This is a genomic window from Paenibacillus fonticola DSM 21315, from assembly GCF_000381905.1.
Classification (GTDB): Bacteria; Bacillota; Bacilli; order Paenibacillales; family Paenibacillaceae; genus Fontibacillus; species Fontibacillus fonticola.
In genome coordinates this window covers 73,840-100,129 of record NZ_KB907257.1, presented here as the reverse complement: position 1 = coordinate 100,129, position 26,290 = coordinate 73,840, and the positions used below count along the sequence as shown (strand labels likewise).

General features: G+C 50.0%; 25 protein-coding genes and 1 riboswitch. Of the genes, 18 read left to right on the top strand and 7 right to left on the bottom strand.

Going from position 1 to position 26,290, the window contains the following annotated elements; all coding sequences use genetic code 11:
* Nucleotides 1-66 precede the first annotated feature (66 nt).
* Entirely contained in the window at nucleotides 67-420 is a 354-nt protein-coding gene (locus G358_RS0114525; protein ID WP_019637964.1) for a DMT family transporter, read from the top strand.
* Nucleotide 421: 1 nt separating this feature from the next.
* Nucleotides 422-736 carry a DMT family transporter gene (locus G358_RS0114520; protein WP_019637963.1) on the top strand — a complete coding sequence of 105 codons (315 nt, stop codon included), beginning with the start codon at nucleotides 422-424 and terminating at the stop codon, nucleotides 734-736.
* A gap of 131 nt (nucleotides 737-867) precedes the next feature.
* On the opposite strand, the gene G358_RS0114515 is transcribed toward G358_RS0114520, so the two are convergent.
* Nucleotides 868-1,059 (bottom strand): hypothetical protein, encoded by a 192-nt coding sequence (locus G358_RS0114515; RefSeq protein WP_019637962.1) that lies wholly within the window; start codon nucleotides 1,057-1,059, stop codon nucleotides 868-870.
* Complete coding sequence (locus tag G358_RS0114510; protein ID WP_019637961.1) at nucleotides 1,056-2,210, bottom strand: DUF4062 domain-containing protein; 1,155 nt, start codon at nucleotides 2,208-2,210, stop codon at nucleotides 1,056-1,058. Before G358_RS0114510 ends, G358_RS0114515 begins: the two co-directional genes overlap by 4 nt.
* A gap of 189 nt (nucleotides 2,211-2,399) precedes the next feature.
* Between G358_RS0114510 and G358_RS0114505 the strand changes: the two genes are divergently transcribed.
* Nucleotides 2,400-2,996, top strand: coding sequence for a nitroreductase family protein (locus tag G358_RS0114505; protein ID WP_019637960.1), 597 nt, complete (start codon nucleotides 2,400-2,402; stop codon nucleotides 2,994-2,996).
* Nucleotides 2,997-3,057: 61 nt separating this feature from the next.
* Here G358_RS0114505 and G358_RS0114500 read toward each other — a convergent pair whose 3' ends face one another.
* Entirely contained in the window at nucleotides 3,058-4,875 is a 1,818-nt protein-coding gene (locus G358_RS0114500; RefSeq protein WP_019637959.1) for an ABC transporter substrate-binding protein, read from the bottom strand.
* 146 nt (nucleotides 4,876-5,021) lie between these two features.
* Between G358_RS0114500 and G358_RS33110 the strand changes: the two genes are divergently transcribed.
* Nucleotides 5,022-5,195, top strand: a complete 174-nt coding sequence (locus tag G358_RS33110; RefSeq protein WP_019637958.1) for a hypothetical protein — start codon at nucleotides 5,022-5,024, stop codon at nucleotides 5,193-5,195.
* Nucleotides 5,196-5,272: 77 nt separating this feature from the next.
* Here G358_RS33110 and G358_RS0114490 read toward each other — a convergent pair whose 3' ends face one another.
* From G358_RS0114490 to G358_RS0114480, 3 genes are all read right to left on the bottom strand, one after another.
* A complete protein-coding gene (locus tag G358_RS0114490; protein WP_019637957.1) occupies nucleotides 5,273-6,247 on the bottom strand; it encodes an electron transfer flavoprotein subunit alpha/FixB family protein in 975 nt (324 codons plus the stop codon).
* 21 nt (nucleotides 6,248-6,268) lie between these two features.
* Entirely contained in the window at nucleotides 6,269-7,036 is a 768-nt protein-coding gene (locus G358_RS0114485; protein WP_019637956.1) for an electron transfer flavoprotein subunit beta/FixA family protein, read from the bottom strand.
* A gap of 285 nt (nucleotides 7,037-7,321) precedes the next feature.
* On the bottom strand, nucleotides 7,322-7,906 hold the full coding sequence (locus G358_RS0114480) for a TetR/AcrR family transcriptional regulator (protein ID WP_019637955.1): 585 nt from the start codon (nucleotides 7,904-7,906) through the stop codon (nucleotides 7,322-7,324).
* Between the two features lie 191 nt (nucleotides 7,907-8,097).
* On the opposite strand from G358_RS0114480, the gene G358_RS0114475 reads away from it, so the two are divergent.
* The 6 genes from G358_RS0114475 to G358_RS0114450 all read left to right on the top strand — a co-directional run bounded on the left by G358_RS0114475 (nucleotide 8,098) and on the right by G358_RS0114450 (nucleotide 18,268).
* Nucleotides 8,098-10,281 carry a heterodisulfide reductase-related iron-sulfur binding cluster gene (locus G358_RS0114475; protein WP_019637954.1) on the top strand — a complete coding sequence of 728 codons (2,184 nt, stop codon included), beginning with the start codon at nucleotides 8,098-8,100 and terminating at the stop codon, nucleotides 10,279-10,281.
* 27 nt (nucleotides 10,282-10,308) lie between these two features.
* Complete coding sequence (locus G358_RS0114470) at nucleotides 10,309-12,705, top strand: 3-hydroxyacyl-CoA dehydrogenase/enoyl-CoA hydratase family protein (protein ID WP_019637953.1); 2,397 nt, start codon at nucleotides 10,309-10,311, stop codon at nucleotides 12,703-12,705.
* A gap of 22 nt (nucleotides 12,706-12,727) precedes the next feature.
* Nucleotides 12,728-13,915: an acetyl-CoA C-acyltransferase gene (locus G358_RS0114465; protein WP_019637952.1), complete on the top strand. Its 1,188-nt coding sequence runs from the start codon at nucleotides 12,728-12,730 to the stop codon at nucleotides 13,913-13,915.
* Between the two features lie 391 nt (nucleotides 13,916-14,306).
* Nucleotides 14,307-16,022 carry an acyl-CoA dehydrogenase family protein gene (locus tag G358_RS0114460; RefSeq protein WP_157274381.1) on the top strand — a complete coding sequence of 572 codons (1,716 nt, stop codon included), beginning with the start codon at nucleotides 14,307-14,309 and terminating at the stop codon, nucleotides 16,020-16,022.
* A 29-nt stretch (nucleotides 16,023-16,051) separates the two neighbouring features.
* Nucleotides 16,052-17,734, top strand: coding sequence for a long-chain-fatty-acid--CoA ligase (locus tag G358_RS0114455; protein ID WP_019637950.1), 1,683 nt, complete (start codon nucleotides 16,052-16,054; stop codon nucleotides 17,732-17,734).
* A 69-nt stretch (nucleotides 17,735-17,803) separates the two neighbouring features.
* Entirely contained in the window at nucleotides 17,804-18,268 is a 465-nt protein-coding gene (locus G358_RS0114450; RefSeq protein WP_019637949.1) for a PaaI family thioesterase, read from the top strand.
* Nucleotides 18,269-18,448: 180 nt separating this feature from the next.
* Here the strand turns inward: G358_RS0114450 and G358_RS0114445 are convergent, their stop codons facing one another.
* Nucleotides 18,449-19,564, bottom strand: coding sequence for a hypothetical protein (locus G358_RS0114445; protein WP_019637948.1), 1,116 nt, complete (start codon nucleotides 19,562-19,564; stop codon nucleotides 18,449-18,451).
* Between the two features lie 282 nt (nucleotides 19,565-19,846).
* Between G358_RS0114445 and G358_RS31775 the strand changes: the two genes are divergently transcribed.
* The 8 genes from G358_RS31775 (at nucleotide 19,847) to G358_RS0114400 (ending at nucleotide 26,172) form a co-directional block, all read left to right on the top strand.
* Entirely contained in the window at nucleotides 19,847-20,512 is a 666-nt protein-coding gene (locus G358_RS31775; protein ID WP_026342266.1) for a hypothetical protein, read from the top strand.
* Nucleotides 20,513-20,607: 95 nt separating this feature from the next.
* Nucleotides 20,608-21,180 (top strand): peroxiredoxin family protein, encoded by a 573-nt coding sequence (locus tag G358_RS0114435; protein WP_026342265.1) that lies wholly within the window; start codon nucleotides 20,608-20,610, stop codon nucleotides 21,178-21,180.
* Nucleotides 21,181-21,206: 26 nt separating this feature from the next.
* Entirely contained in the window at nucleotides 21,207-21,671 is a 465-nt protein-coding gene (locus G358_RS0114430; protein WP_019637947.1) for a hypothetical protein, read from the top strand.
* 141 nt (nucleotides 21,672-21,812) lie between these two features.
* A riboswitch (TPP riboswitch) is annotated at nucleotides 21,813-21,923 on the top strand.
* Nucleotides 21,924-22,083: 160 nt separating this feature from the next.
* Nucleotides 22,084-23,343, top strand: a complete 1,260-nt coding sequence (locus G358_RS0114420) for an HAD-IIA family hydrolase (RefSeq protein WP_019637945.1) — start codon at nucleotides 22,084-22,086, stop codon at nucleotides 23,341-23,343.
* 144 nt (nucleotides 23,344-23,487) lie between these two features.
* The gene (locus G358_RS0114415) at nucleotides 23,488-23,694 is read left to right on the top strand and encodes a hypothetical protein (RefSeq protein ID WP_019637944.1); all 207 of its coding nucleotides are present in this window, start codon (nucleotides 23,488-23,490) and stop codon (nucleotides 23,692-23,694) included.
* 26 nt (nucleotides 23,695-23,720) lie between these two features.
* The gene (locus G358_RS0114410) at nucleotides 23,721-23,915 is read left to right on the top strand and encodes a helix-turn-helix transcriptional regulator (protein ID WP_019637943.1); all 195 of its coding nucleotides are present in this window, start codon (nucleotides 23,721-23,723) and stop codon (nucleotides 23,913-23,915) included.
* Between the two features lie 276 nt (nucleotides 23,916-24,191).
* Nucleotides 24,192-24,791, top strand: a complete 600-nt coding sequence (locus G358_RS0114405; protein WP_019637942.1) for a TetR/AcrR family transcriptional regulator — start codon at nucleotides 24,192-24,194, stop codon at nucleotides 24,789-24,791.
* Between the two features lie 145 nt (nucleotides 24,792-24,936).
* Nucleotides 24,937-26,172: an MFS transporter gene (locus tag G358_RS0114400; protein ID WP_019637941.1), complete on the top strand. Its 1,236-nt coding sequence runs from the start codon at nucleotides 24,937-24,939 to the stop codon at nucleotides 26,170-26,172.
* The last annotated feature ends 118 nt before the right edge of the window (nucleotides 26,173-26,290 follow it).

Here is a 26,290-nt window from a genome sequence, read left to right as displayed (position 1 = left end):
TTTGTCTGTTGAAAGAGAAAGAGAGGGTGTAATAGTTAGAGTGGGTGTGGGGGAAGGAGATTTCATATGGACAAAAGTATGAACCGCTATTGGATGCAGGTAGTTGTTGCCGGAATGTTCGAAATAGGCTGGGTTATCGGTCTGAAGCATTCTCATAATGCGCTCTCATGGACAGCTACCGCGATTGCTATCATCGTGAGTATGTATCTGCTCGTATTATCCACGCGCAAGCTGCCGGCTGGCACGGCATATGCCGTATTTACCGGACTGGGAACAGCCGGGACCGTCTTATTTGAAATGCTCGTATTTGGCGAGCCCTTCAGGCTGGCTAAACTGCTCCTTATTTTATTGCTGGTCTGCGGTGTAGCTGGCTTGAAACTGGTTACGACAACGGAGCAGGCTGCAAAGGAGGGGGATTGAGATGGCGTGGTTGATTCTGATATTGGCTGGATTTTGCGAAGTGATTGGCGTCGCGGGGATTAGCAGAATTAACAAGCAAAGAGACTGGAAGTCCTTCGCACTGCTGTTTGGCGGGTTCATCCTTAGTTTCCTGTTTCTGTCCATAGCGATGAAATCTTTGTCTATGGGTACGGCCTACGCGGTCTGGACAGGGATCGGCACCGTCGGAAGCGCATTGCTTGGCATGCTGTTTTACGGGGAATCCAGGGAATGGAAACGAATCCTGTTTATCGCCATGGTATTAAGTGCAGCCGTTGGCTTGAAGCTGATTAGCTAGTAAGGATATACCGATTAGAAACAATAACGACCGTTTTCCCATTGAACAGGGGAACGGTCGTTTGTATTAGAATTTGAAATATTATTAGCTGCTGGGCTAATTTTGTATACAGCTAAGCTAAACACTATACATTATACACGCTTGGTTGCTTCATTAAAACGATCCCGGATTCGCTTGTTCTCACGTTTCATCGCGGTACGCTGTTCCCGCCATATTTGCGACGAGCTCTTCCGGGAAGGAGCGAACAGCAGTGCTTCCTTCGGCTGAATACCAACCGCTTCGGTTACTTTTCCGTTCTTCGAAACGAATACCCCGCTACTCACGACTGCATCCCTCCTAGAATCAGCTTGATTAACTCGATCATTAAAGGATTTTTACTAATTATAGCATCGTTTACAGCTTCTTTGTAGTGGATGAATTTCTTATAATCCCAATTTGGGTGGGATGGAAAATGGAGCGTTAGAACTAGTCTGCCCGTTCGTATACAGTAAAAAAACATGTGCTTCGAGGCTTTGAAAAACACCTGCTCCCCGTTGTCGCCCTTATGATAGGTCAAGACGTTATAAGAGCTGTGATTGTCCAGCCGGTAATATGCTGCTCCCGCTGCATGGCCTACTTTCGCTGCGAGCTGCAGCCGATCATCCACTTGGATGTAAAGTGTAGCAGCGGAGCAATCGCTGTATTCGCCCACGGTTTCCGCCACATAGGGGCCGTAGTGATGCTCGATTACGCCGCCGGTCATGCGTGATTTAATGATGGACAGGAAGTCCTCGGCTCGCTGCAGCCCGGTAATTTGCACCTGCGGGAGAAGACGATTCAGAAGTTCAAAAGCTTCATCAAACTGTTCCAGCCTTGCGCTGTTCTGCTCAATCGATTGTTCAAGGGGCAGAAGCAGCGAGCCGCGACGGAGAAGATCGCTGAAGTATTCTTTCCAATCGATAGGTACGCCCAATGATAAATCATCAATATATACTTTACGAAGGGTTATGTCGTACAAGAAATACCATACATAAGGATCAACGTGTAAAGGCAGGGTATGATTATTCCTAAGTGAATCCATAATATGTATGGGGGAGGGGAACTGCTCTTTCTCCTTGATATGCTGATCCACAAGCTGCTCAATCAGCGGTTTTACCGTGCTGAAGAAAGCGGTTTTAATTACGGCGTCTCCGAATACGAGAGTAAGTTTTTCTTGTTCATGTGCCTGGATAAACTCCATATGGGTTACAGTAGCTCCCGCTCGAATGTCGTATGTCCCGGCTTTGTTTCCAAGAAACAATAAATAAATATCGCTCTGTCCTACAGCCTCCAGGCACTTCTTGATCGGATCGATATTTGCCGGCCAGGGTCCCAGATTCTCTTCCCACATAAGGGGGTCATGACCAAGAGAAGCTAGATCGCGAAAAGCGGCCCGGCGAAGCGGCTTAAGTCCATCTTCATTTACGGAGCTGATAAACACCTTCGTTCTTGCCATGCGGCATCCCCTTTGCAAATGGGTTTTCCTTCCATTATAATGGAGGGAAGTCAATTTGAATACCTTCAAAAGAGGGGAAATGGATTAAGTAGTTATACCTATTGCAATAATTATTTTGATCAGGTAATATATAAAACAGAGTTGCTAAATAAATGTAAGTTGATATTAAAAGGATAAGGAGATTGATGTATGAGCCAATTTCTGAGCGCTATCAAAGAAAGACGCAGCGTATATGCCATTAGTAAAGAAGAGGTTATTTCTGATCAACGGATCGAGGAGATTGTAGGAGAAGCTGTACTTCATACCCCGTCTTCTTTTAATTCGCAAAGTGCACGTGTTGTGGTTTTATTCAATGAACAACATGATAAATTATGGGATATGACGAAAGAAACACTGAGAGCGATCGTGCCTGCGGACAGCTTCGGACCGACCGAAGAGAAGATGGCTGCATTCCACAGCGGCCGAGGCACGGTACTGTTCTTCGAGGATCAAGAAGTCATTCAAGGGCTTCAAGAGCAATTCGCGCTGTACAAAGACAATTTCCCTGTATGGTCCGAGCAATCCTCGGGCATGCTGCAATTTGTAGTATGGACTGCACTAGCTAACGAAGGCGTTGGCGCTTCGCTCCAGCACTATAATCCGCTAATCGACGAGAAGGTTCAACAGGAATGGAACATTCCAGCCTCCTGGAAGCTGATTGCGCAAATGCCGTTCGGCAAGCCGGTTGCCGAGCCTGGCGACAAGCAATTTAATCCGCTTGACAGCCGTCTGAAAGTATTCAAATAATCGCACTGCGAACATAAAAAGGGAAGGCATCTTGAGGATGCTTTCCCTTTTTTGCATGCGGTTATTCATCGCAGCTACATATAGGCGAGGTCAACCAGATGTCTTTGAAATCCATCCAGCCCAGACGGTTAATGCCGAGTCCGCGGATGGAAGGGTGGACATAGGTATTGATTTTGCGGTGAACGAGAAACAAAAATTGGGCTTCGTCCTGCAGCCGGAACTCGATTTGCTGAAAAAGAGCGCTGCGCGCTTCGATCGAGGCCGTCGCCAAAATTTCCTCGGTAATCCCAAATATCCATTTACGCAAATTGTGCTCCATATGGTTATTAAAGCCCTGGCTTTGAAGGTAAGTTTCCAACTGGCATACCTCATCATCTGCGAAGGCAAGGCAGGCCAATATGCAGTCGGCTTCCGCGCTGATGTCCTCGTCATTGCACATGTCGAACGAAATATAGTTTATACGGACTTGAATACCGATTGAAGCGCATTGCTCCACAAACCAACACGCATCCTCGCGCTGTTGAATGGTCGTAACTAGGTCTAGCGGGGTTCCGTCATAGCCGGATTCCTCGAGCAGTTGCAAGGCAGCGTCCCGGTCATACCGGAATCCGCTGCTGGCGAGGCATTCCTCACGGGGCAAGAAACCTCGGGCAGGAGCTCCTCGCTCTACATCTTGAATCAGTTGCCTCCGGTCAATAATGAGATTCACGGCCTGACGGAAGGATAAGGACTGCTGCGGGCCTGGTTTGTTGCGGTTCCAGCTAATCAAGCTGCAATTCTTCCCCAATCCTTCGATTTGGTTCCAATCCTTCTCCGGTTTGCTTGGAAACCGTGCCTCATTGTCAATAAGCTTCTCCCATCTCAGCCTGGAAGACCCGGGGACCTCTTCGGGAAGGATGACGATGCTCACCGCATCTAGGTAGGCCCTCCCTAGAAAATACTCAGTGTTGACCGAAAGGTTGATAAGGTTCGAGCTCCAATGCGTCAGCCGAAAGGCGCCCGTGCCGATAGGCAGCCTCCAGAACTTCTCTTCATCCTCGCTGACCAAATCTGCTGGCAAAATCGCCGCGCATGCGGAGCAGAGCATACGCGGGAGCAGCCAATTGGGCTGCTTCAGAACGATTTTGACTGTAATCGGGTTCAGCGCCTCGACATGGTCCAGTGTATATAACAGCCATTCGTTTACCGAATGATCTCGAAGCCGATTAAGGGTAAATACGACGTCATGAGCAGTCAACTCGCGTTTATGGTGAAAACGTACGCCTTTTCGAAGGTGGAAAATCCACTGTGTTCCGTCTTCATTGCTCTCCCAATGATGAGCGAGCATGGGTACGATCTTCGAGTTCTCATCGGATTCGTATTGCACTAGCCGATCGAATATTTGTCGTGTGAGATGAGCGTCAAAGCTATGGAACAACTTGGCGGGATCAAGCGTCACTGGGGGTCGGTATACCGGCAATCGGAACAAATCGCTACAGCCCGAATTGGAATTTTCCTCTTCGCTATATCCGAACTGGCCATTGAGCCACTTCATGAACTGGTCGAGAATCCCCTGATCCTCCTCATACTGATTCAACACCTCGAACGCAGTCCGGTACTCGCCTTTGTCGGCAAGACGCTTCGCGTGCTGGAGAAGGAACTCGTCTCGCGGCAAGCGGAACTCGATCCGCGAGCGGTTGCCGCGCCCTCGTCCGGGGTGCCATGTAATGAGTTCTTGCTCTTCGAGTTTACGAACGATCAGCTTGACATTTCTCTCCGTGCAATGGAACAGCCTGGTCAATTCGCTTAAACTGACTTCCTTCGCCATGGCTGAACCCATCGGGATATCCCTTGCGATATATTCATTCAATAATGTCAAATAACGCTCTTCTGTAAGCATATGACCTCCACCTCATCACGGCATAATTTTGCTTTTTTCTCTAAAAGGGGAATTACTTGTTCAATAGTGTACTCTTTTTCTTCCTGATTTTGAAGAAGATAATGGAAATATATTAATAAAGGTTCACAAACAAGGGGTGGGAGAAAATGTACACAGAAGAGTTATATCGGTTAGAAAGAGATCTGAAGTTGTTTCATCATCATTCGCGGGATTACAGAGTGAATGAAGAAGGTAGAATCGTTGGAATGAAAAGGCGGCATATCAAGAGCAAAGCAGCGCTTCGTTTGCTGGGTTCTCTGGCCAGCTTAGTAAAATTCTAAGGCGACGACGGAAAATCCCGTCGTCGCCTTAGAATTTTACATACTCGGAATAGGTGAAATAGGTGAAGATAATTGCTTCAAGTAAGGGCTTTGCGGAATTGTTCTGTTAAAAGGGGAACTACCTCAAATAAATCCCCCACGATGCCATAATCCGCTATTTTGAAGATCGGAGCCTCTGGGTCTTTATTGATGGCGATAATAATACGGGACTGGCTCATGCCAGCCAAATGCTGGATTGCACCGCTAATTCCGCATGCGATGTAGACCTGTGGCGTGACGACTTTGCCGGTTTGGCCGATCTGCAGCGCATAATCGCAATATCCGGCATCGCATGCTCCGCGGGAAGCGCCTACGGCTCCGCCCAGCACCTCGGCGAGCTGCTCTAGCGGCTTAAAGCCTTCCGCGCTCTTGACGCCGCGGCCGCCAGAGACGACGATTTGCGCCTCGGCCAAATCAACGCGCCCTGATGTCTTGGTGATGACGTCGTTGATGATGGTTTTAAGATCGGCTGGAGCAGAGTAAGCGTGCTGAATGAGTTCGGCGGAAGCGCCGGTTTCCGCGGCAAGGGAAATGTTGTTGGGCCGTACGGTAATGATTTGCGGGCCCTCGATGAACCGCTTCTGCTCGAACGCTTTGCCGGCATAGATAGGTCGTGTAAATAGAAGCTCGGAGCAGTTTCTGTGAATGGCCGTCACATCGGAGATTTGTCCGGCCCGAAAATGGGCGGCCAGCATGGGAGCGAGGTCGCGTCCCATCGCAGTATGGCCAAGGACAATGGTGTAGGGCTCCAAGGACTCCAGGACGGGAAGGATCGCGGAGCAATATCTTTCGGCTAAATAATGCTCCAGATCGGGATGATCCAAGACATGCACTTGTCCGGGAACATAACGGGACAACTGGCTCGCCTGCTCGGACAAGTTATGCCCGAGAAGCAGGGAAGAGACCGTATCCCCTTCATTAGCCGCGAGCTGCGCGGCTTCAATAGCCTCCAGGCTGACCTGGCGGAGCTGTCCGCCGCGGACTTCCGCGATGACCACGTAATGTTTGCTCATCGGTATTCCTCCCTTGAGTTATTAAATCACCTTAGCTTCAGTACGGAGCAGGGATACGAGCTCTGCAGCCTGATCTTTCAGCTCGCCATGCAGAATCCGGCCAGCCTTTCTCTGCGGAGGCAGGGACAACGAGACGCGCTCAGTGCGGGGAGCGATGTCCGCTTCCGACAGGCCAAGCTCATTTAGTCCAAGCTGCTGAAAAGGCTTTTTCTTCGCCTTCATAATACCGGGCAGGGAAGGGTAGCGCGGCTCGTTCAGTCCTTGCTGCGCCGTAAACAGGGCGGGAAGTGCGGCTTCGATCGTCTCGGCATCGCCCTCCGCATCCCGGAGCACCTGAGCTTTGCCGTCAGCGATATCCAGCTTCGTGATTGAGGAGACATGGGGTAGAGCGAGCAGCCGGGCCAAGCGAACGGCAACCTGCCCCGAACCCTGGTCCACGGAGAAATTGCCGCCGAGCACAACATCGGCGGATACTTTGGACAAGTACGCCGCGAGCACGACCGATAGGCTGTACTCGTCCGCCGGAATGCGCCCATCCGCGATTAGCACCGCCTCGTCCGCGCCCATCGCCAGGGCGGTTCGCAGCGCTTCGGCAGCCCTTGGCGGACCGACGGAAACAACCGTGACCTGGCCGCCGTGCAGCTCCTTCAGGCGAATCGCTTCTTCTATCGCGTACTCGTCATATGGGTTGATGATGAACTTTACGCCATCCTCGGAGATTTCTCCACCATGAACCACGATCTTCTCCTCGGTATCGAAGGTTTGCTTCAAAATTACGAAGATGTTCATGCCAATGCTCCCCCTTATCATTAGTAACCGCGTCTTGCCAAGTTATTGACCACGTCATAGATCCCGTCATGAACATGTCATAGACCAGGCCATAGTCCATGTCATTGACCCGTCATAGAACAAGCGATAGAACAAGCCATAGAACAAGCCATAGACGAAGCGATAGATCATGCTGTCATAAACCACGTAATAGACCACACCATAAACCACACCATAAACCACTTCATAGGCCATGTTGTTGACGCAGGATAGACGACGGATATGCCCTGCCAGTGCCAGTTTGAGCTAGGAACTCAAGGCCTTGAGGAAGAAGTCGACGGTCTTGTCAACCTGGGCCGAAAGGGAGTATTTTCTCCCGGATATGAGCCACGACGTTACGACCTCATCCAATCCGCCAAAAATCAGATGGCGCGTAAGCTTAGGATCAAGCTCGGGACGGAATGATTTCTCCGCGATCCCCTTCTGTACAATATGCTCGATTAACTGAATATAGGGCTTTACGGACAGGCCGATCGCTTTGCGCAGCTCAAGAGAGCTTTGGCGCAGTTCAATTTGCGTCACATAAGCCAAATCGACATTGTTCTCCAGCTCGCTAAAATGAATTTCGCATACTTTTGCCAGCGCTTGCTCTGCCGTATCTGACTCACGAATGCTAGCATTGAACATTTCGACGAGCTTTCCCAGGCGATCCTCAAACAAAGAGATCAGGATATCCTCCTTATTTTTGAAATATAAATAAATCGTACCGTCTGCAACTCCAGCTTCTTTCGCGATTTTGGACACTTGAGCACCGTGGAACCCGTTCTCGGCAATGACTTTCTGTGCTGCATCCAAAATCATTTCAAATTTTTCCTGTTTTCTACTTGTCATGAGGTCACCTCAATGCTAAAATTTAAAACAACTGAATGAATGCTCATTCATTTTCTTCATCTTAGGGGAAAAAGCATGAAAAGTCAATTGTTTCCACCCCCAAGATTTATTAAGCCACTTAAATGTAAACGCTCTCTTTGGCTTGTCGCTTTCAGGCTCGATTACTCGCAGAAGAAAGGACGGAAAAGCACATGTTGTGGCAGTTGCTTCAATTAGGTTCATTTTTGATCATTTCGGGAATCGGAGTATTTTGGTTTGTGCTTGCGGTCTATCGCCGTTATTTGTATTTGCGGCTTGGAAGCCCGGATCATATCCGCGAACGCCGGAAAGGGAGCCGATCCGGATTTGCCGCCGAAGTATTCGGTCAGAAGAAACTGTTGAAGGATGTGCGGAGCGGTGTGATGCACGTCGTCATTTTTTACGGATTTATTATTTTACAGTTCGGCGCCCTCGACTTGATTGTCAAAGGCCTGGCTAAAGGCAAGCATTTGCCGTTACCTGCTTACGAGTACTTCGGCTTGCTGCAGGAAATAACGGTGCTGCTCATTTTAATCGCTATGGCCTATGCCGCATACCGGCGGTACGGCGAGAAGTTGGCCCGATTGAAAAAAGGATGGAAACCGAGTCTCGTCGTCTATTTCATTTATTCGCTCATGATTACTGTCCTCTTATCGCTTGGTTTTGAACGGCTATGGCTCGGACTGGAGCATTCCGGCTTCGCCCCGATCTCCTCACTGATTGCCGCCTTATTTCATGGAATATCACCTGCAGCGGCCGCTGTATTGTTCTTCTTGTTTTGGTGGCTGCACTTGCTCATTCTACTATCCTTCCTAGTATACGTTCCCCAATCGAAGCATTTTCACATTATTACAGCTCCAATTAACATTTGGCTTCGCCGCAGCGGGCCGGTTGGCCGCCTGAAGCGGCTAGATCTCGAAGACGAGGCCGCTGAGAGTTTTGGCGCCGGAAAGATCGAGGATTTTTCCCGCAAGCAAATGCTGGATTTTTACGCCTGTGTCGAATGTGGGCGCTGTACAAACGCATGCCCTGCCTCGAATACGGGCAAGACATTGTCGCCGATGCATCTGATTACGAAGCTGCGCGATCATTTACAGGATAAAGGCGCTGCGGTTACAGGAAAATCGCCGTATGTGCCGGGTTTTGCAGGTTCTGTCCGGGGTACCCACACCTTGCAGCCGCCCACGGATGCCCGGCCGTCCGAGCTTTTGTGGAGCGACGCAAACGGCATTACCAACATTACGCCCACGATGGAATGGCACAAAGCGGCGTGGACCCTTCAGGACACTTCGCCAAAGGATATATCCTTGATCGGTGATGTTATTTCGGAAGAGGAGCTTTGGGCCTGTACGACCTGCGGAAACTGTGAAGATCAATGTCCAGTAGGCAATGAGCATGTCGACAAAATTATCGATATGCGCCGCTATCTCATTTTGATGGAAGGCCGTGTGCCGCACGAGGGACAGCGGGCGATGATGAACATTGAACGCCAGGGAAATCCATGGGGACTCAGCCGGAGTGACCGGGTGAACTGGACGGGAGAGGTGGAGGCGGAGGGGATACCTGTACCAACAGTTCAGGAAAACCCGCAGTTTGAATATTTATTTTTCGTCGGGTCGATGGGTTCTTATGATCAACGCAGCCGCAAAATATCCAAAGCGTTCGTTCGCCTGCTGCATGAAGCGGGTGTCAGCTTCGCCATTCTTGGCAATGAGGAGAGAAATTCGGGTGACACTCCAAGGCGGCTAGGCAATGAGCTTGTGTTTCAGCAGCTTTGTTTGGAAAATATCGACACTTTTCGCAAATACGGTGTCCGCAAAATTGTGACCGCCTGCCCACATACGTTCAATACACTAAAGAACGAGTATCCCGAGTTCGGCTTGGCGGACGTAGAGGTGCTGCACCATACACAGCTGCTGGATCAGCTCATAAAGCAAGGCCGGCTTCATCCTAGGCATCCGGTGAACGAACGGATCACTTATCACGATTCGTGTTATCTCGGAAGATACAACAACGTTTATGACGCACCTAGGGATATCCTCCGGGCCATACCTGGCGCAGAGCTTGTTGAAATGCAGCGAAGCCGGGAGAATGGCATGTGCTGCGGCGCCGGAGGCGGGCTGATGTGGCTGGAGGAGAACAGCGGTAAACGCGTCAATGTTGCGAGAACGGGGCAAGCGCTGGAAGTGAAGCCGGACATGATCAGCAGTGCCTGTCCTTACTGTCTGACGATGCTGGAGGATGGAACGAAGCTGCTGGAGGCGGATGAGACGGTCAAGGCGAAGGATATCGCGGAAATTGTTGAGCTGTCTGTTTTCGGTATTGGTAAGGGCGGCGGGGCTGCTGCCTCGCAATAAAGTTGATGTGAATTGGAGGTAAAGTACATGGGCAACAACATTTCTAGCGCAGCCGTGATCGGCTCGGGAATTATGGGCTCAGGGATTGCGGCCCAATTGGTCAATGCCGGCATATCGTGCTTGCTGCTCGATCTCGTTCCTTCGCAATTGACAGAGGCCGAGGTCAAGCAAGGATTGACGCTCGAGGATGCGGGAGTACGAAATCGGCTGGCCGTCGCAGCTGTTGAACGGCTGAAGAAGACCAGGCCGTCGCCGCTCTATGACGAGCGCTTTGCAAGCCGGATCATCCCCGGAAACTTGCAAGATCATCTACACCTGATCGCGGAGGTGGACTGGGTTATTGAAGTTGTCGTGGAAAAGCTGGAAGTAAAGCAGCAGCTGCTCGGTGAGATTGAACGTTATTGGAAGCCTGGAGTCATCGTCAGCACGAACACGTCGGGCATATCCATTCATGAGATGGCGAGCGGTCGGTCGGCAGCGTTTTGCAGTCATTTTTTGGGGACACATTTTTTTAATCCGCCCAGGTATATGAAGCTGCTGGAAGTCATTCCTGGTAAGCATACAACAACTGAAGTCGTGGCGAGGATGAGCAGGTTTGCGGAAAAATACCTGGGTAAAACCGTTGTGTTGGCTAAGGATACCCCGAACTTTATCGCTAATCGAATCGGTACGTATGGATTGCTCGTTACACTGCAGGAAATGATGGCAAAGGGCTTTACGGTGGAGGAGGTGGACGCTGTTACAGGCCCGGCGCTTGGAAGGCCTAAAAGTGCGACCTTCCGCACCCTTGATCTGGTAGGGCTGGATACGTTCGTGCATGTGGCGGGCAACGTGTTCGACAACGTGGCGAACGAGCGGGAGCGGGCGATTTTTGCGATTCCCGGGCTGCTCAAAGAGATGGTTAAAGAGGGACGGCTGGGTGAGAAATCCAGTCAAGGTTTTTATAAGAAAATCAAAGGGGATGGCGGCAGCCGAATATTGGCGCTTGATTTTGAATCGATGGATTACAGGCCCCAAAGCAAACCGGTCTCGGATGCACTGGAGGCAGCAAAATTGGCCAAAGGCGCGAAGGCCAAAATAAATGCGCTGCTCTCTGGCAAAGATCGCTATGCGGATTTTGCCTGGAGCGTGTTGAAGCAGGTGCTCGTGTACTCAGCCGAGAAAGTCGGCGAAATCGCGGACAGCATCCGCGAAATCGATGAAGCGATGAAGTGGGGCTTCAATTGGGAGCTCGGCCCCTTTGAGACGTGGGATGCTATCGGTGTTTCCCGTTCGGTGGAGCGGATGGAGGCGGAAGGGACGGAAGTGCCGGGCTGGGTTAAGCAATGGCTGGAGCAGGGGCATACGACGTTTTATAAAAAGGAGCAAGGAGTACTGTTCCAGGCGGCAGGCCAGCAATTCAAGAAGGTGGATGTACCGCCGGAAACGATTATACTGCGGGATTTGAAAGAGCAAAACAAGGTCGTTAAGCATAACAGCGGAGCCAGCTTAATTGATCTCGGGGATGGTGTAGCCTGCCTGGAATTCCACTCGCCAAACAATGCGATCGGCGGCGATATATTAGCGATGATTAACCAAAGCGTGGAGGAGGTGCGGCGGAATTTCACCGGGCTGGTCATTGCGAATCAGGGCCGCAACTTCTGTGTCGGCGCCAATCTGATGCTGCTGCTTATGGAAGCACAGGACGAGGAATGGGATGAGATTGATCAAATTATCCGAATGTTCCAGACCACGATGTATAACCTGAAGCGGTTTGAGAAGCCTGTCGTTGCTGCCCCGCACCGGATGACACTTGGCGGCGGTGTAGAAGTCTGTCTGCCTGCGGACCAGGTGGTCGCCGCCGCCGAGACGTACTATGGGCTCGTTGAAGCGGGCGTCGGACTTATTCCTGCAGGCGGGGGATGCAAGGAGCTCGCGCTGCGGGCGAGCCAGCGCGCGGAGGGAGAGCTTATGCTGCTGCAGCCGCTGATTAACCGGGTTTTTGAGACGGTCGGCATGGCCAAAGTTTCGAGCAGCGCTCATGAAGCGAAGGCGCTGGGTTATTTGCAGCCCGATGATCGAATCGTAGTTCAACCGGATTATTTGATTTATGAAGCGAAGCAGGCGGTATTGCGAATGTCAGCGGCCGGATATGAGCCGCGGCAGGAAGAGAAGCTGCGGGTGGCCGGTTCGGAAGGCAAAGCCGTGCTGCAGCTCGGCGCGATCGGGATGAGAGAGGGGCGTTATATTAGCGGACATGATTTGTTAATCGCGCGCAAGCTCGCTCATGTGCTGGCTGGTGGAGACGTTCCGCCGGGAACTTATGTAAGCGAGCAATATATGCTCGATTTGGAGCGGGAGGCGTTCCTTAGTTTATGCGGCGAACCGAAGACCCAGCAGCGGATGCAGCATATGCTGTCCACGGGCAAGCCGCTGCGCAACTAATTTGCGGGAGGGTGAGGCTGTGATGAAAGAAGCAGTAATCGTATCGATGGCGCGAACAGCCGTCGGCAAAGCGAAGAAAGGCAGTCTGGCCAACGTCCGGGCCGATGATCTGGGGCGAACGGTACTTGAAGCCGTCATGGAACGAACGCCGGGCCTACACAAAGCGGAGGTCGGGGATATTCTTATTGGCTGCGCGATGCCAGAGGGAGAGCAAGGCCTGAATTTCGCCCGTATTATGGCGCTGTACGCGGGTTTTCCAGTCACTGTACCGGCGATGACGATCAATCGGTTTTGCTCCTCGGGTTTGCAATCGATCGCCCTGGCGGCTGAACGGATTATGCTCGGTCATGCCGAAGTGCTCATTGCCGGCGGAGTAGAAAGCATGAGTCATATACCGATGACCGGATTTAAAGTGTCGCCGAATCCGCAGCTCGTGGAGCGGATGCCAGAAGTTTATATGGCGATGGGTCATACCGCGGAACGGATTGCAGAGCGGTTCGGCATCAGCCGGGAGGAGCAGGACCAGTTCGCACTTGGCTCCCATCAAAAGGCGGCAAAGGCGCTGGCGGAAGGTAAATTCCGTGACGAGATCGTTCCGGTGGAGGTTGAACTGAAGTCGGTAGAGGAGGGCGGGAAAATTCAGAGCACCACCTTTACGTTCGATCAGGATGAGGGAGTGCGGGCGGAGACGACGATCGAGGCGCTGGCCGGGCTGAAGCCCAGCTTTAAGCGCGGCGGTACGGTGACGGCCGGCAATGCTTCGCAAATGAGTGACGGAGCCGCCGCAGTAGTCGTGATGAGCAAAGAACGGGCGCTGGCGGGAGGGTTAACGCCGCTGGCCACCTTTCGTTCTTTTGCGCTTAGCGGGGTAGAACCGGAATTGATGGGCGCAGGTCCCGTCAAGGCGATCCCGAAGGCGCTGACCTTGGCGGGCATTACGCCGGACGACGTAGCTTTGTATGAGATCAACGAGGCGTTCGCCTCGCAATGCGTTCATGTTATACGGGAGCTGGGCATCGATGAAGCTAGAGTCAATGTCAACGGCGGAGCGATTGCTCTTGGTCATCCGCTGGGCTGTACGGGGACGAAATTGTCCGCAACGTTAATTGCCGAACTGCGGCGGCGGGGCGGCGGCTTTGGCGTAGTCTCCATGTGTATCGGCGGCGGCATGGGGGCGGCGGGGGTGTTTGAAGTGCATGCAGGGCCTTAGCGGCGAATGAATTTAGTGCAAATCGCCATACATTGCGAATGAAAAGGAGATGAGCAGGGTGAACGTGGAACGACGGGGTAATGCAGGTCAATCGGCGGAGAATCATGCAGCAGAGCGTCATACCGTAAAAAGCCATGCAGCAGAGAATCATGCTACGTGGGGCGATCCCGCGGGTGATAACAGCCCGGGAAGTCAAGCCGCTGAAAATCAAGCCGCAGATAAACATGCTACGGAGATTCGTGCACCAGAGGGTCATGCCGTAAGGGGGCAGGTTGACGGAAGAGGTGCCGCCGCAGGGAATGAAGCGGCTAGTACTGTCCAGTGGACGGAAGCGGTTCGCCGCAAGGTGACGGGCGGAGCATTCGTCATTGAGGATTTGGATTACCGCGAAATGACAACGCCCGAGGACTTTACGGAGGAGCAGCGGATGATTGCAGAGACGACGGAGGATTTTGTCGCAGAAGAAATTTTACCGCGGGACGAGGAAATTGAAAAGCTGGATTATGAGCTCACTGTAAAGCTGCTGCGTAAAGCGGGGGAGGTAGGCCTGTTGAGCGCAGAGGTGCCGGAGGAATACGGCGGAATGGGGCTGGATAAAGTGAGCGCCACCCTGATCAATGAACGTCTAACGAAGGCTTCCTCGTTTGCTCTGTCTGTAGGGGCTCATGTAGGCATCGGCACGCTGCCCATTGTGTATTTCGGCTCGGAGGCTCAGAAGGCGAAGTATTTGCCCCTGCTGGCGGCAGGGGAGAAAATCGCTGCCTATTGCCTCACTGAACCGTCGTCCGGTTCGGATGCGCTTGGCGCCAAAACTACGGCTGTCCTAAGCGAAGACGGCTCCCATTACGTGCTGAACGGGACGAAGCAATTTATTACTAACGCCGGATTTGCCCATATTTTTATCGTTTATGCGAAGGTGGATGGCAAGGATTTTAGTACATTTATCGTTGAGCGCGATATGGAGGGCGTCAGCGTCGGCCCGGAGGAGAAAAAGATGGGCATCAAGGGCTCCTCAACCTGCCCGCTTATTTTGGAGGAGGTGAAGGTGCCGGCCGAAAACCTGCTGTGGGAAGCCGGAAAAGGCCATCTGATCGCCTTTAACATTTTGAACATCGGGCGGTTCAAATTAGCTGCCGGATGCGTTGGCGCGGCGAAGGATACGATCCAATACTCCGCAAAATACGCCAATGAACGCTCGCAGTTCGGCCGTCCGATCAGTTCGTTCCCGCTCGTCGGCAAAAAGCTGGCGGAGATGAATATCCGTACTTTCGTGCTGGAAAGCATGGTGTACCGGACTGCGGGCTTGTTTGATGTCGGCTTGGCCGAAGCCGATCATCAGAGCGCTGCTGCAGGCTACCAGTCGGCCAAGGCGATTGCCGAATATCAGCTGGAGTGCTCAATTAATAAAGTATTTGGCTCGGAGGCGCTTGATTTCGTAGCAGATGAAGGCGTGCAAATTCATGGCGGCTATGGTTACATCCAGGAATATCCGATTGAACGGATTTATCGCGATGCAAGAATCAATCGCATATTTGAAGGCACGAATGAAATTAACCGGCTGCTTATTCCGGGCACGCTGATCAAGCGGGCGATGAAGGGAGAACTGCCTTTAATGCAAAAGGCAATGGCGCTGCAGTCGGAGCTGCTCGGCATGGTGCCGCCTCCATCGTTCGAAGGGGTATTGGATCAGGAAGCCCATATGCTGGCCATGGCGAAAAAAATATTTTTAATGACCGGAGCCGGAGCTGTACAGAAATATCAAACAAAGCTGGAGCAGGAACAGGAAATTTTAGCTCTGCTCGCAGATATGATGATCGCAATTTACGCCATGGAGAGCGCTTTGCTAAGAACTTATAAAATAATAGACCGGACGGATACGGGCAAAGCTGAACTGCCGATTGCGATGACAACCGTATTTGTGCACGAGCAGTTTGCCCAGCTTGAAATATGGGCCAAGGAGCTGTTGGCGGCGCTGGAATCGGGTGACCTGCTCAGAACCCAGCTATCTGTGCTAAAAAAACTGACGCGCAGAACGCTAGCGAATACGTTGAGCCTAAAGCGGAAAATCGCCGCAAAGGTTATTGATGCCGAGAAGTATGTGGTGTAATGAACATCTGAAGATAGGGGTGGCCGGCGATGTCAAACAAACCCTGGTTGAGACATTATCCCGTTGAAGTACCACCGACCTTTAAATATCCTGCACATAACCTGGCTAAATTTCTGGTAGATTCCGCTGCACGTTATCCTGAGAAAACAGCGCTTGATTTTTTGGGCAAAAAAATAAACTATCGCACGCTGCTGGATGCTTCTTACCGCTTTGCCAACATGCTGCTGCGCCTCGGTCTGAAAAAAGGAGACCGGGTAGCGGTTATGCTGCCCAATTGCCCGCAGGCGGTTACAGCTTATTACGGCACGCTATTGATGGGCGGGATCGTCGTAATGACGAACCCGCTGTATATGCGGCGTGAGCTGGAGCATCAGCTCAAGGACGCCGGAGCGCGCATCATTGTTACATTGGACGCCCTCGTTGAACGGGTTAAAAAATCAATGGGGGAAGAAGAGGAATATTTAAACTATATTATTGTTACTTCTATAAAAGATAGCTTGCCTTTTCCAAAAAATATATTGTATCCGATCAAGGCCAAAAAAGACGGCATGTTCGTAAAAATCAGCTATAATCACCGGGTTCTGCCGCTGCTGGAGCTGCTGAAAAATTCCTCCGCAGTACCGTGTGAAGACGTCGTCGACGGGGAGCGGGATTTAGCTCTCATTCAATATACCGGAGGAACGACGGGTTTTGCGAAGGGGGTCATGCTTACGCATGCCAATTTGGTAGCCAATACGATTCAAACCCAGCTATGGTTCTACCGCGGACGAATAGGCGAGGAAAAATATTTGGCGGCATTACCGTTTTTTCATGTGTTCGGGATGACGGTGCTGTTAAATAAAGCGGTGTATATGGCAGGGACGCTAATATTAGTCCCTCGTTTCGAGGTGGAGCAAATATTGAAAGTCATTGACCGGAAGAAGCCCACGGTGTTTCCGGGAGCGCCCACGATGTATGTGGCCATTATCAATCATCCTGACATCCGGAAATACAATTTGTCCTCCATCGATGTATGCATCAGCGGAGCGGCCCCGCTTCCGCATGAGGTGCAAACGAGGTTCGAGGCTTTGACAGGCGGCAAGCTGATCGAAGGCTACGGTTTGACGGAAGCGTCGCCCGTCACACATGCCAACAACATTTGGGAGAAGCGCAAGAGCGGCTCGATCGGCATCCCTTTTCCGGATACGGATGCACGGATCGTCATCCCGGATACGCTGGAGGAAGTAGAGCCGGGAGAGATCGGCGAGCTGGCGGTAAGAGGCCCACAAGTGATGCAAGGTTACTGGAACCGGCCGGAGGATACCTATAAGGCGTTGAAGGAGGGCTGGCTGCTAACGGGCGATCTTGGCCGCATGGATGAGGACGGGTTCTTCTACATTCTCGACAGGCGCAAAGATTTGATTATCGCGGGGGGCTATAACATCTATCCCCGGGAAGTGGAGGAAGTGTTGTTTGAGCATCCCGATGTGGCTGAAGCGATTGTGGCCGGGGTGTTTGATCCTTATCGCGGGGAGACGGTCAAGGCTTTTGTCGTTCCTCGCAGCGGCTGCGTCCCGGATGAGGAAGCTTTAAAGCAATGGTGCAAGGAGAAGCTGGCGGCTTATAAAGTGCCCAAAATCTATGAGTTTCGTGAAAGCTTGCCCAAGACAATGGCCGGTAAGGTGCTGCGCCGTAAATTGCTGGAAGAAGGGGAAGAAGAAAACGAAAACTAGCGGCTGCCGGTGTAAAGGATTAGATAATTATAGTCGCATATAGTTGCAGTACGGGGAAGGGGGACCATCATGGACAGCGGAACAGGTGATCAAAGCGGATTGCAGCACAATAGCGAATTACAGCGCAATATTGAGAGATGGAACAGGTTGGCTGCAAATACTTTTTGGGACTATTTGGGCTGTCAGATTGCCGAGATCAGCGCGGAAAAAGTTATCGTAACGCTGGACATCCAACCGCATCATCTCAATCTCATCGGCATCGTGCATGGCGGAGTGCATGCGACATTGATCGATTCGGCCATGGGGCTGGTGGCGATGATCGCCCGGCCAGACGATGCTGTAGTGACGACAAACCTCAGCATGAATTATGTGGCGAAAGCCGAGCGGGGACGTCTCATCGTCACTGCGGAGATGATACACAGCTCGCGAAAGTCCATATCGACGCAGGCTTTTGCCCGTCTGGAGAATGGGGAGCTTTGTGCCTTCGGAACTGGAACGTTTCGCGTCATTGACGGAGCTGTTAAGCAGGATTAGTAAAAAGGAGCGCCGCGCGCAGTTACCAGTACGGTGTTTTACTGCATGACGGCGGCCGGTTGAGTCACTCTAATGAGTTATAAAGTTATATCAGCCATAGTGAGATCATACCGGCTTTTATGTTCAGTGAGCTTGCCTGACAAGCAGGAACATAAAGGCCGGTTGTTTTGCGTACGGAAGTTATTCGATACGGTCTCGGCGTTGCAGCAGTTTAAACACAATGAATATGACGCTAAGGAAAAAGCCGGCCGTCAGAACGTCCACCAAAGCCGCATCATAGTAAACGGATGCCACAGGCTGCCATAGCTTGGCAGCGGTCAACCCTGCGAAACTGGCCGCTAACATGAAGAGGATATCGGTGATCGGCTGAAACCATCTTCGATTTCTTCGCCAATAAGTTCTCGATATAATAATGAAGCAGATGATTATCATGTATACTCCTAGCGATGGAGAGCTGTCTGTGAACACTTCCTCTTCCACCGGCCAATGAGGCATCCACAGCATGGCGATGAAAAATAGCATGAGCATGGCCACTGCAAATGCTGGCCTGAATATTTTCCGGTCATTCATCAACTGCTTCTGAGCTTTACGCTGCTTCATTTCAGAACTAAGCCAGAGGGGAATGTTGTTGTATCGCCTCGTTTCCACATCAGACACCAGGTCCAAAGAAGTGAGCGGAGCCTTCTCCAGTTCGGCATATCCGCTTAGGAAATCAGCCGTTGACGCTTCACTCACATTTTGAAAAGAATTGAACACCGGCACATGATGCTCCTGAAATTTCTCAATCCATTTCGAAAGATCGCTGCGGCTGGCTATGCCAAAGCGGCTATACTCTGTATTTCCATATTCGTCCTGCCATTGCATCACAATTTGCGAGCCAATCACATAGTAGCCAGAACCACTTCGGCTGCCGGAAGATACATATTGCGACTTGCGGGCGATCAGAACTTCGTGCATACGGTGGAATGGGATCAGATGCTCCTCTTCATAGTTATTTTTAATATTTTTGAAATACGTGTAATAACCTTCATCCCGCAGCTCGCTCAAAAATACAAAATCAGTATGCAGCTTACTGCCGATAATCATCATTCGCGTTGCCCATACTACGACAAGCCCAACAAATATACATAGAACGGCTCCAAGCCAATCCCCGGAAAAAATGAAATAACCCCCGAGAATAAACGCTGCTAAGCCAATAAGAGCAACTATAGAAATAAGAATGATGTGGACGATTTTCGCCCAACCTGGAATTTGATTGGAATACTTTAAGTCTTCTCCGCCGCGCATTTCTATCATATAAACGCACCTCCCAGTCAAAGATGTAGGTATTAAATGAAGTAATACGAGCCTGGACAAACGTAGTTTCGCAAATTGCTCAAATTAGGACTATAGTCTATTTAAACCGGTGTGAGTTTTTGAAGCGGGCAAGTAAAGGGAGACATTCTTGACAGGAAGACATAAAAGACATATCATCTTTTTATACCCCTGGGGGTATCTTGGTGTTTTTTTGGCCTAGTCTAAGAAAGGTATAGCAAATTCGTACATTTCATAAACTGTCTGTCGTTGATTGGAGGAAATATGAACGGAACTGTTTCGCTTGGCCCGTTTGCGTTAAGGGCGGATTTACTTGTTTTTCTGCTGGCTGCGGTTATCGGATATACCGTTTTGGCCGTAAAAGTTCGCCGTATTGAAGCTGCTGAATGGATTAAAGAAACATATGTAAACGTGATGGGAATCGGATTCCTCTTATGGAAATTTAACCTGCTGTTTTTCGAACCGTTGGAGGCGGTGGCAAATCCGTTGTCGCTGTTGTATTTTTCAGGCGGGGGACGTGGATTATGGTTGGGGATGATCGGCGGATTTGGCTATTTTTTGTATAGAGGTTACAGAAACCGGCCTCAACTTGGGCCGCTTATTAAAGCGGGGGTTCTCGCATACGGCGTTGTCCAAGCTGTCAGATTTGCGCTGATCCTGTTGTGGGAAGGGGAGATGAGCCAGGAGAGCATTTTGTCCGCGCTTTTATCCGCAGCATTATTTATTGCAGCTTGGCTGAAGTTTGACTCATCGCTTAAATCGTTCGTGAAGCTTGGCATGTGGTACAGCATCGGTTGCGCGATAATTCCTTTTTTGAACCCGCATCGCAGCCTGATGTGGATTGGATTTTCACTGGAGCAGCTGTTATTTGTTCTGTTGGCTGTTTCGCTTTTGATCTTCGATTCATTATGGCGGGGGGACGGAAATTAGAACCGCTCAGGCCGCGATGATCGCTGCTATTACAGCCGGCATGCTGTCAATTCATCATCTATATTTTGGCATAATTTAAGGAGGCAGGAGTGCAGATGAAGCAAAACTGGATTGCGGTCATAGTCATCCTCGGGCTGATTAGTTGGGGTGTCTATGATTATGTGAATAAAGCAAATGTTCAGAAACAGCAGGCGCAAGACGCTGCCATTGAGGATGCTTCGGCCTCGGCAGCTGTCGGCCTGAAGATCGGCAATCGGGCGCCTGATTTTAGCTTGCTGAATCTCAATGGGGAAGAGGTTAAGCTATCGGATTATCGCGGGAAGACGGTGCTGCTGAATTTTTGGGCCAGCTGGTGTCCGCCGTGCCGCATAGAAATGCCGCATATGGAGAAGTTCTACAAAAAATATGGGGATAAGGATGCGGTTATTTTGGCAGTTAATATGACTCATCTCGAAGACAGTCAGGACGAGGTGAAGTCTTTTTTGGAGGATTTAGGCCTGACGTTTCCCCATGCGATCGATCCGAAGGGAACTGTAACCGACACGTATCGGGTGGTAGGCTATCCTACGACTTACGTGCTGAATGCAAATGGGGTTATTACCCAGCGATTCCAGGGCGCGATCGATTACAACATGATGAAGGAAGCTTATAATAAAGCGAACAAATAAGCATGAATGAAAGGAAGAATGAAGAGATGACCAATCCGGCTCTATCCGATCATTTATTTATGCTCTTTGACGGGAATAACCTGGCTCGCAAGCAGCATGAAGCGTTTATGCTGTTAACTGTTACAGAGCAAAATTGGCCGCATACGGCGATGATTAGTGTTGGGGAAATTGTCGCGCTTAGCCGCACTTCGCTTAGGCTCAGTTTATGGGAAAATACAACGACAACGCGTAATATTATCCGCACCGGACAGGCGACGTTAACAGCCGTTTCGAATCATTCCGCCTGCTATATTCAGTTGTCGCTGAACAGGCTTCCCGCTCTCGAGGAGGCTAAGCATCCCCGGGCAAGATTCGCAGCAGAGGTTGTCTCCTATCGGGAGGATACGGCTAAATATGCGGACATTATTTCCGGCGTACAAATCCAGCTGAAGGAGCCAGCGGCGGTAATTGAACGCTGGGAAGAAAGTCTGAGGGAATTGCTTCAGAACTAATTCACTGTTCTTCTACGGCTGCTGTTTATGATGGAAAACGCGATGACGGAAGGTTTTGAGCCGAATCAGAAGGGCGCGGGCTTGTAGACGATAAAGCATAATTATGCTATTCTCAAATTGGAATGTACTGACAATAAAATATGAATTTGCTAGGGGTGCTTTTGTGTTAAAAGCTGAGAAAAGACTGAAAGTCTTTAACTCTTTGAACCTGATCTGGTTTGTACCAGCGTAGGGAAGTGAGAATTTGTGAGGGATGAGCTGTACAGGCTCATGTTTATGTTAATCATGAATTCAGGCTTTCACCACTACCCTGCGGGAGTGGTTTTTTTATTTTTTGGCTGTTTGCTGGATTTTTCATCATTGCTTCAGAAGGTGATTACGCCTAAAAACTAGTTCAAGGAGAGAGAAATCAATGCTTGCCGAACAATTTGATGTATTTCTGTTTGATTTGGATGGAGTCGTTTATGTTGGCGCTGAACCGCTTCCGGGAGCGGTTCAGTCGCTTCGGCGTCTGCGTGAGGAGAAGAAGGAAATTCGCTTTTTGACGAATGATCCCTGTACAACCCGAAAGAAAACAGCAGCCAAGCTGACCGGTTTAGGTATTGAAGCAAGTGCGGAGGAAGTGATTACGTCCGGTTGGGCCACGGCGCAGTTGTTATGCCGGGAAAAGATTAAGACAGCTTTTGTGCTGGGAGATGAAAATTTAAAATGGGAATGCGAGCAAGCGGGCATTCAATGGATCGGTACTGATGAAGCTGATCCGGATGCGGAAGCCGTAGTTGTCGGCTGGGACAGTGATCTATCCTTCCATGATATCCAGAAAGCCGTGCGGCTTATATACCGGGGAGCCAAATTTGTGGCCACGAATGCTGACAGGACATTCCCCACTCCTGCAGGCCCTTCACCCGCGGTGGGAGCGATCGTCGAAGCTATACGCATATCTACGGATATGAAGCCGCTGGTTGCAGGAAAGCCGTCCCCGTATATGTTTAACGCAGTGCTGGAGCGTTTTCCTGCGGCTTCCAGAATAGTGATGGTAGGGGATAATCCGTATACTGATGTTTTAGGGGCGCATCAGGCCGGTATTTCGGCCATTTTAATATCCGGCGATAAGAAAAAAAAGTTTCCCTCTGCACTAGATTTTCGCAACCCTGACGCTGTCATACCTGATTTGCAAAGTTTGTTTGTTGACGGTCTGGCCATGAAGAAATGGAATAGGCCTTCCTTTAGCTGGCCTGACTATGTTCAACCGGGTGTAGCAGGAATTATTCTGGACGAAGGACAGCGAGTGCTGCTGATGAAACGTGCTGATAACGGCCTATGGGGGATTCCATCAGGCCATGTGGAGCCGGGAGAAACGGTCGAAGCGGCAATTATTAGAGAAATGCAAGAAGAGACCGGTCTGACGGTACGGGTCAAGCGGCTGATCGGTGTTTATTCTGATCCGCAGTCGCAAGTATTCTCCTATCCAAACGGGAAGGTGAGCCAATTTATTACGGTTTGCTTTGAATGTGAGGCGGTAAGCGGCGAACTCGAATGGGATGTCGAAGAAACGCTGGATGTCGATTACTTCGCGTTTGATCAGCTGCCGGAGGATTTATTGAAAATGCATCCAAGATGGCTTAAGGATGCCCTGGATTTAAAAGAAGGGCATATCTCGTTCATTCGTTAGGATACCTAAAAATTGAAATGCCTGCTCAGGAAGGGAAATGATGTAGAATTTAAAATCATTAAGAATGAGAGAATGTAAAGAGTGTTTTACATTTTGCGCGGAAAATGATATGATTATGGCAAATAAAGTAAATGAGGTGTTGAGATGAGAAAAAGAGCAGACGAAATGCAATTATCTCAAGCGACACGAGCTACCAAATGGCTAGGCTTATTTTATTCTGTCAGTTTATTGATTTGGACGCTGTACGATGTCGTAATGCATAATGAGCTAGGCATACAATTTATTATTTTGATGGCAGGCATGCTTATTTTCTTTGGATCGCTGATCGTGTTGAAGCGAAGCGTGCGGTGAATGCGGATGATACTTGAAGGTTTGTTATGAAGAACAATATTTATAAGAGAAGAAAAGAGTTGAAGCTGACCCAGCTGGAGCTGGCCGAGAAAGCCAAGGTAACCAGGCAGACGATCAACGCGATAGAGAATAATAAATATGATCCGACCTTGAGGCTGGCTATTCGAATTGCGAAAATTGTTGGAGTACCCGTTGAAGAACTGTTTGAAGATGATGAATAAAGGAACTGAAGTCGTCTGATGGAAAAGGCCGAATATACTGTATTTATACTTGAGTAACTTAAATCAAGAGCCCGGCAGCATGAAATTTTGGCTAAAACATCAGACGGCTTCAGCCTGTCAATGTAACGTCCAGTAAGGCCTTTTTATGGCTACGTAAGTGAGGGTATGCAGAAAAGTTTGCAGAAGAGGCCGTGCAGGGATTGTTTTCCATATGGAAATATATTAGAATTCAATTAGACTAAACGGTCAGTATAATTAAGACAGGTCGTGATTCAATTGGCTCGCAGAACACCGGAGGAAGCCGAACGTACGAAGCAGAAAATTATGGAAAGCGCCAAGGAGTTGTTTATTCGTAAAGGCTATGGTGCAACTTCGATGGAGGATATAAGAGTTTTGTCTGGCGTGAGCAAGGGCAGTATTTATTATCATTATAAGAGCAAGGAACAGCTCTTTGTCCAGCTGCTGGAACAAAATATGCTCGAATGGGAAGAGGAATGGCGGACGATTTCCCGCCCTGAAATGACAGCGACAGAGAAGCTGTACGCTTTCGCTCACCATTATGCCAACAATTTTGACGATCCGCTGATCAGTGCAAGCGAAGAGTTTGCCGGCAGCCATGGCAGCGATCCTGCGGTGCTTGACAAAATTTTTGAGATAAACCGCCAGCACTATCCGATCATCAAAGAAATTTTGGAAGAAGGGATGAAACGAGGAGAGTTTCGCCAGGAAGAGCTTAATACCCTTACGATGATCCTAATGGGACTTATAGCCGGTCTCGGACTTACTTATTTTGAGAACATGTCCAAAGATGAAATACTGGCGATACATCAGAAAGCGATCGACTTATTTTTGCAAGGTATTTCGCATAAGTCATAAACCACAAACCCCACAGTGAGCAGATGGCGAGTACGAAGCATAGAGAGAGTAGAAAGACGAAGCATGGAGAGCAATATAATGAAGATGCTCTCTAAACTTAATTATACTGAACGGTCAGATTAAATTTAAATGTGGAGGCTGATGTATGAATTCTCTTTTTAGAAACCGTGTTTTTCTCATTGTAGCTGCTGCGGATTTGCTGCAACAGGCCGGAATATGGATTCGGAATATGGCTTTGCTCTACTACATTATGGATGAGACGAATAATAATCCGACTGCTGTCTCATTGTTAACCGTGTTTGAATATTTGCCCATTTTTATTTTTTCACTGCTCGGCGGTGCTATGGCGGACCGTTGGAATCCGAAGCGAACTGTTATTGCAGGCGATGCATTAAGCGCGGTATCTATTTTGATCATCTTAGGCTTAGTCATGGCGGGGTGGTGGCAGGCTGCATTTGCCGCGACGATCGTTTCTGCTGTTGTAAGCCAGTTTTCGCAACCTTCCTCTGCAGTACTGTTTAAGCGGCACGTTCCGAGCGAGTATATCGGCACAGCCATCGGGATAACACAAAGTTTAATGGCTCTGTTTCTAATCGCCGGCCCTGTCGTCGGAACGATGGTATATACACAGCTGGGGATACAGGCGTCACTTGCAGTTTTAATAGGGATTTTTCTGACCGCCGCGCTTATTCAACTGGCACTGCCTTCAACCCCTCGTTCCCCGGTTGAACCGGGCTCCTCGATATGGAAGGAGGTACGGGCGGGAATTCATTACGTTCGCAGGAAGCCGAATCTTCGGACGGTATCCCTCATGTTCCTGACTCTTGGATTTGCCATAGGGATTACGCAGCCGCTGGATGTGTTCGTTATTATGGAGCGGTTAAGTTTGCCCAAAGAAGCGGTGCAATGGTTCGGAGCCGCAGCTGGAGCCGGCGTGCTGATCGGGGGAGGAATCGCAGCGGCCACAGCAAGCCGAATAGAGCGCCTGGGCCATAAAATAATACCGGCTACGTTCGTTTGGATGTCGATAGCGACGATAATTGAAGTAATTTCTCTATGGCCGTTAGTTACCGGAAGCGTTCGACTGCTGCTCGGCATTGCATTGAGCTTCTTTCAGGTCGTGTTCGGTGCGATGATGATTCGTGAGGTGAACGAGGAATTTATCGGTCGTGTAAACGGGGTAGTCATGCCATTGATGACGGCTGGAATCGTTCTGGGGGCAGGTGTGGCAGGAATGCTTGTGCGGTCTGTTACTCTTTTCGGAGCTTACGGGGCATCAGCTTTGTTGATATTGCTTTGTGCATGGATATCTAGGCGCTTGCAAGCGGCATCGGAAGCAAACCTAGTTGCGAAGATGGATCAGGCTAGAATGGAACAATAGACAAGATCCTAGGGAATGTCCTAGGAGTAGTCAAAGAAATGTCCAGTGCTACTCCTTAGAATTCCTTAGAAATACCTTAGAGTGTATTTGCTTTGCAGCATTGAAGACCGTCTTTTAT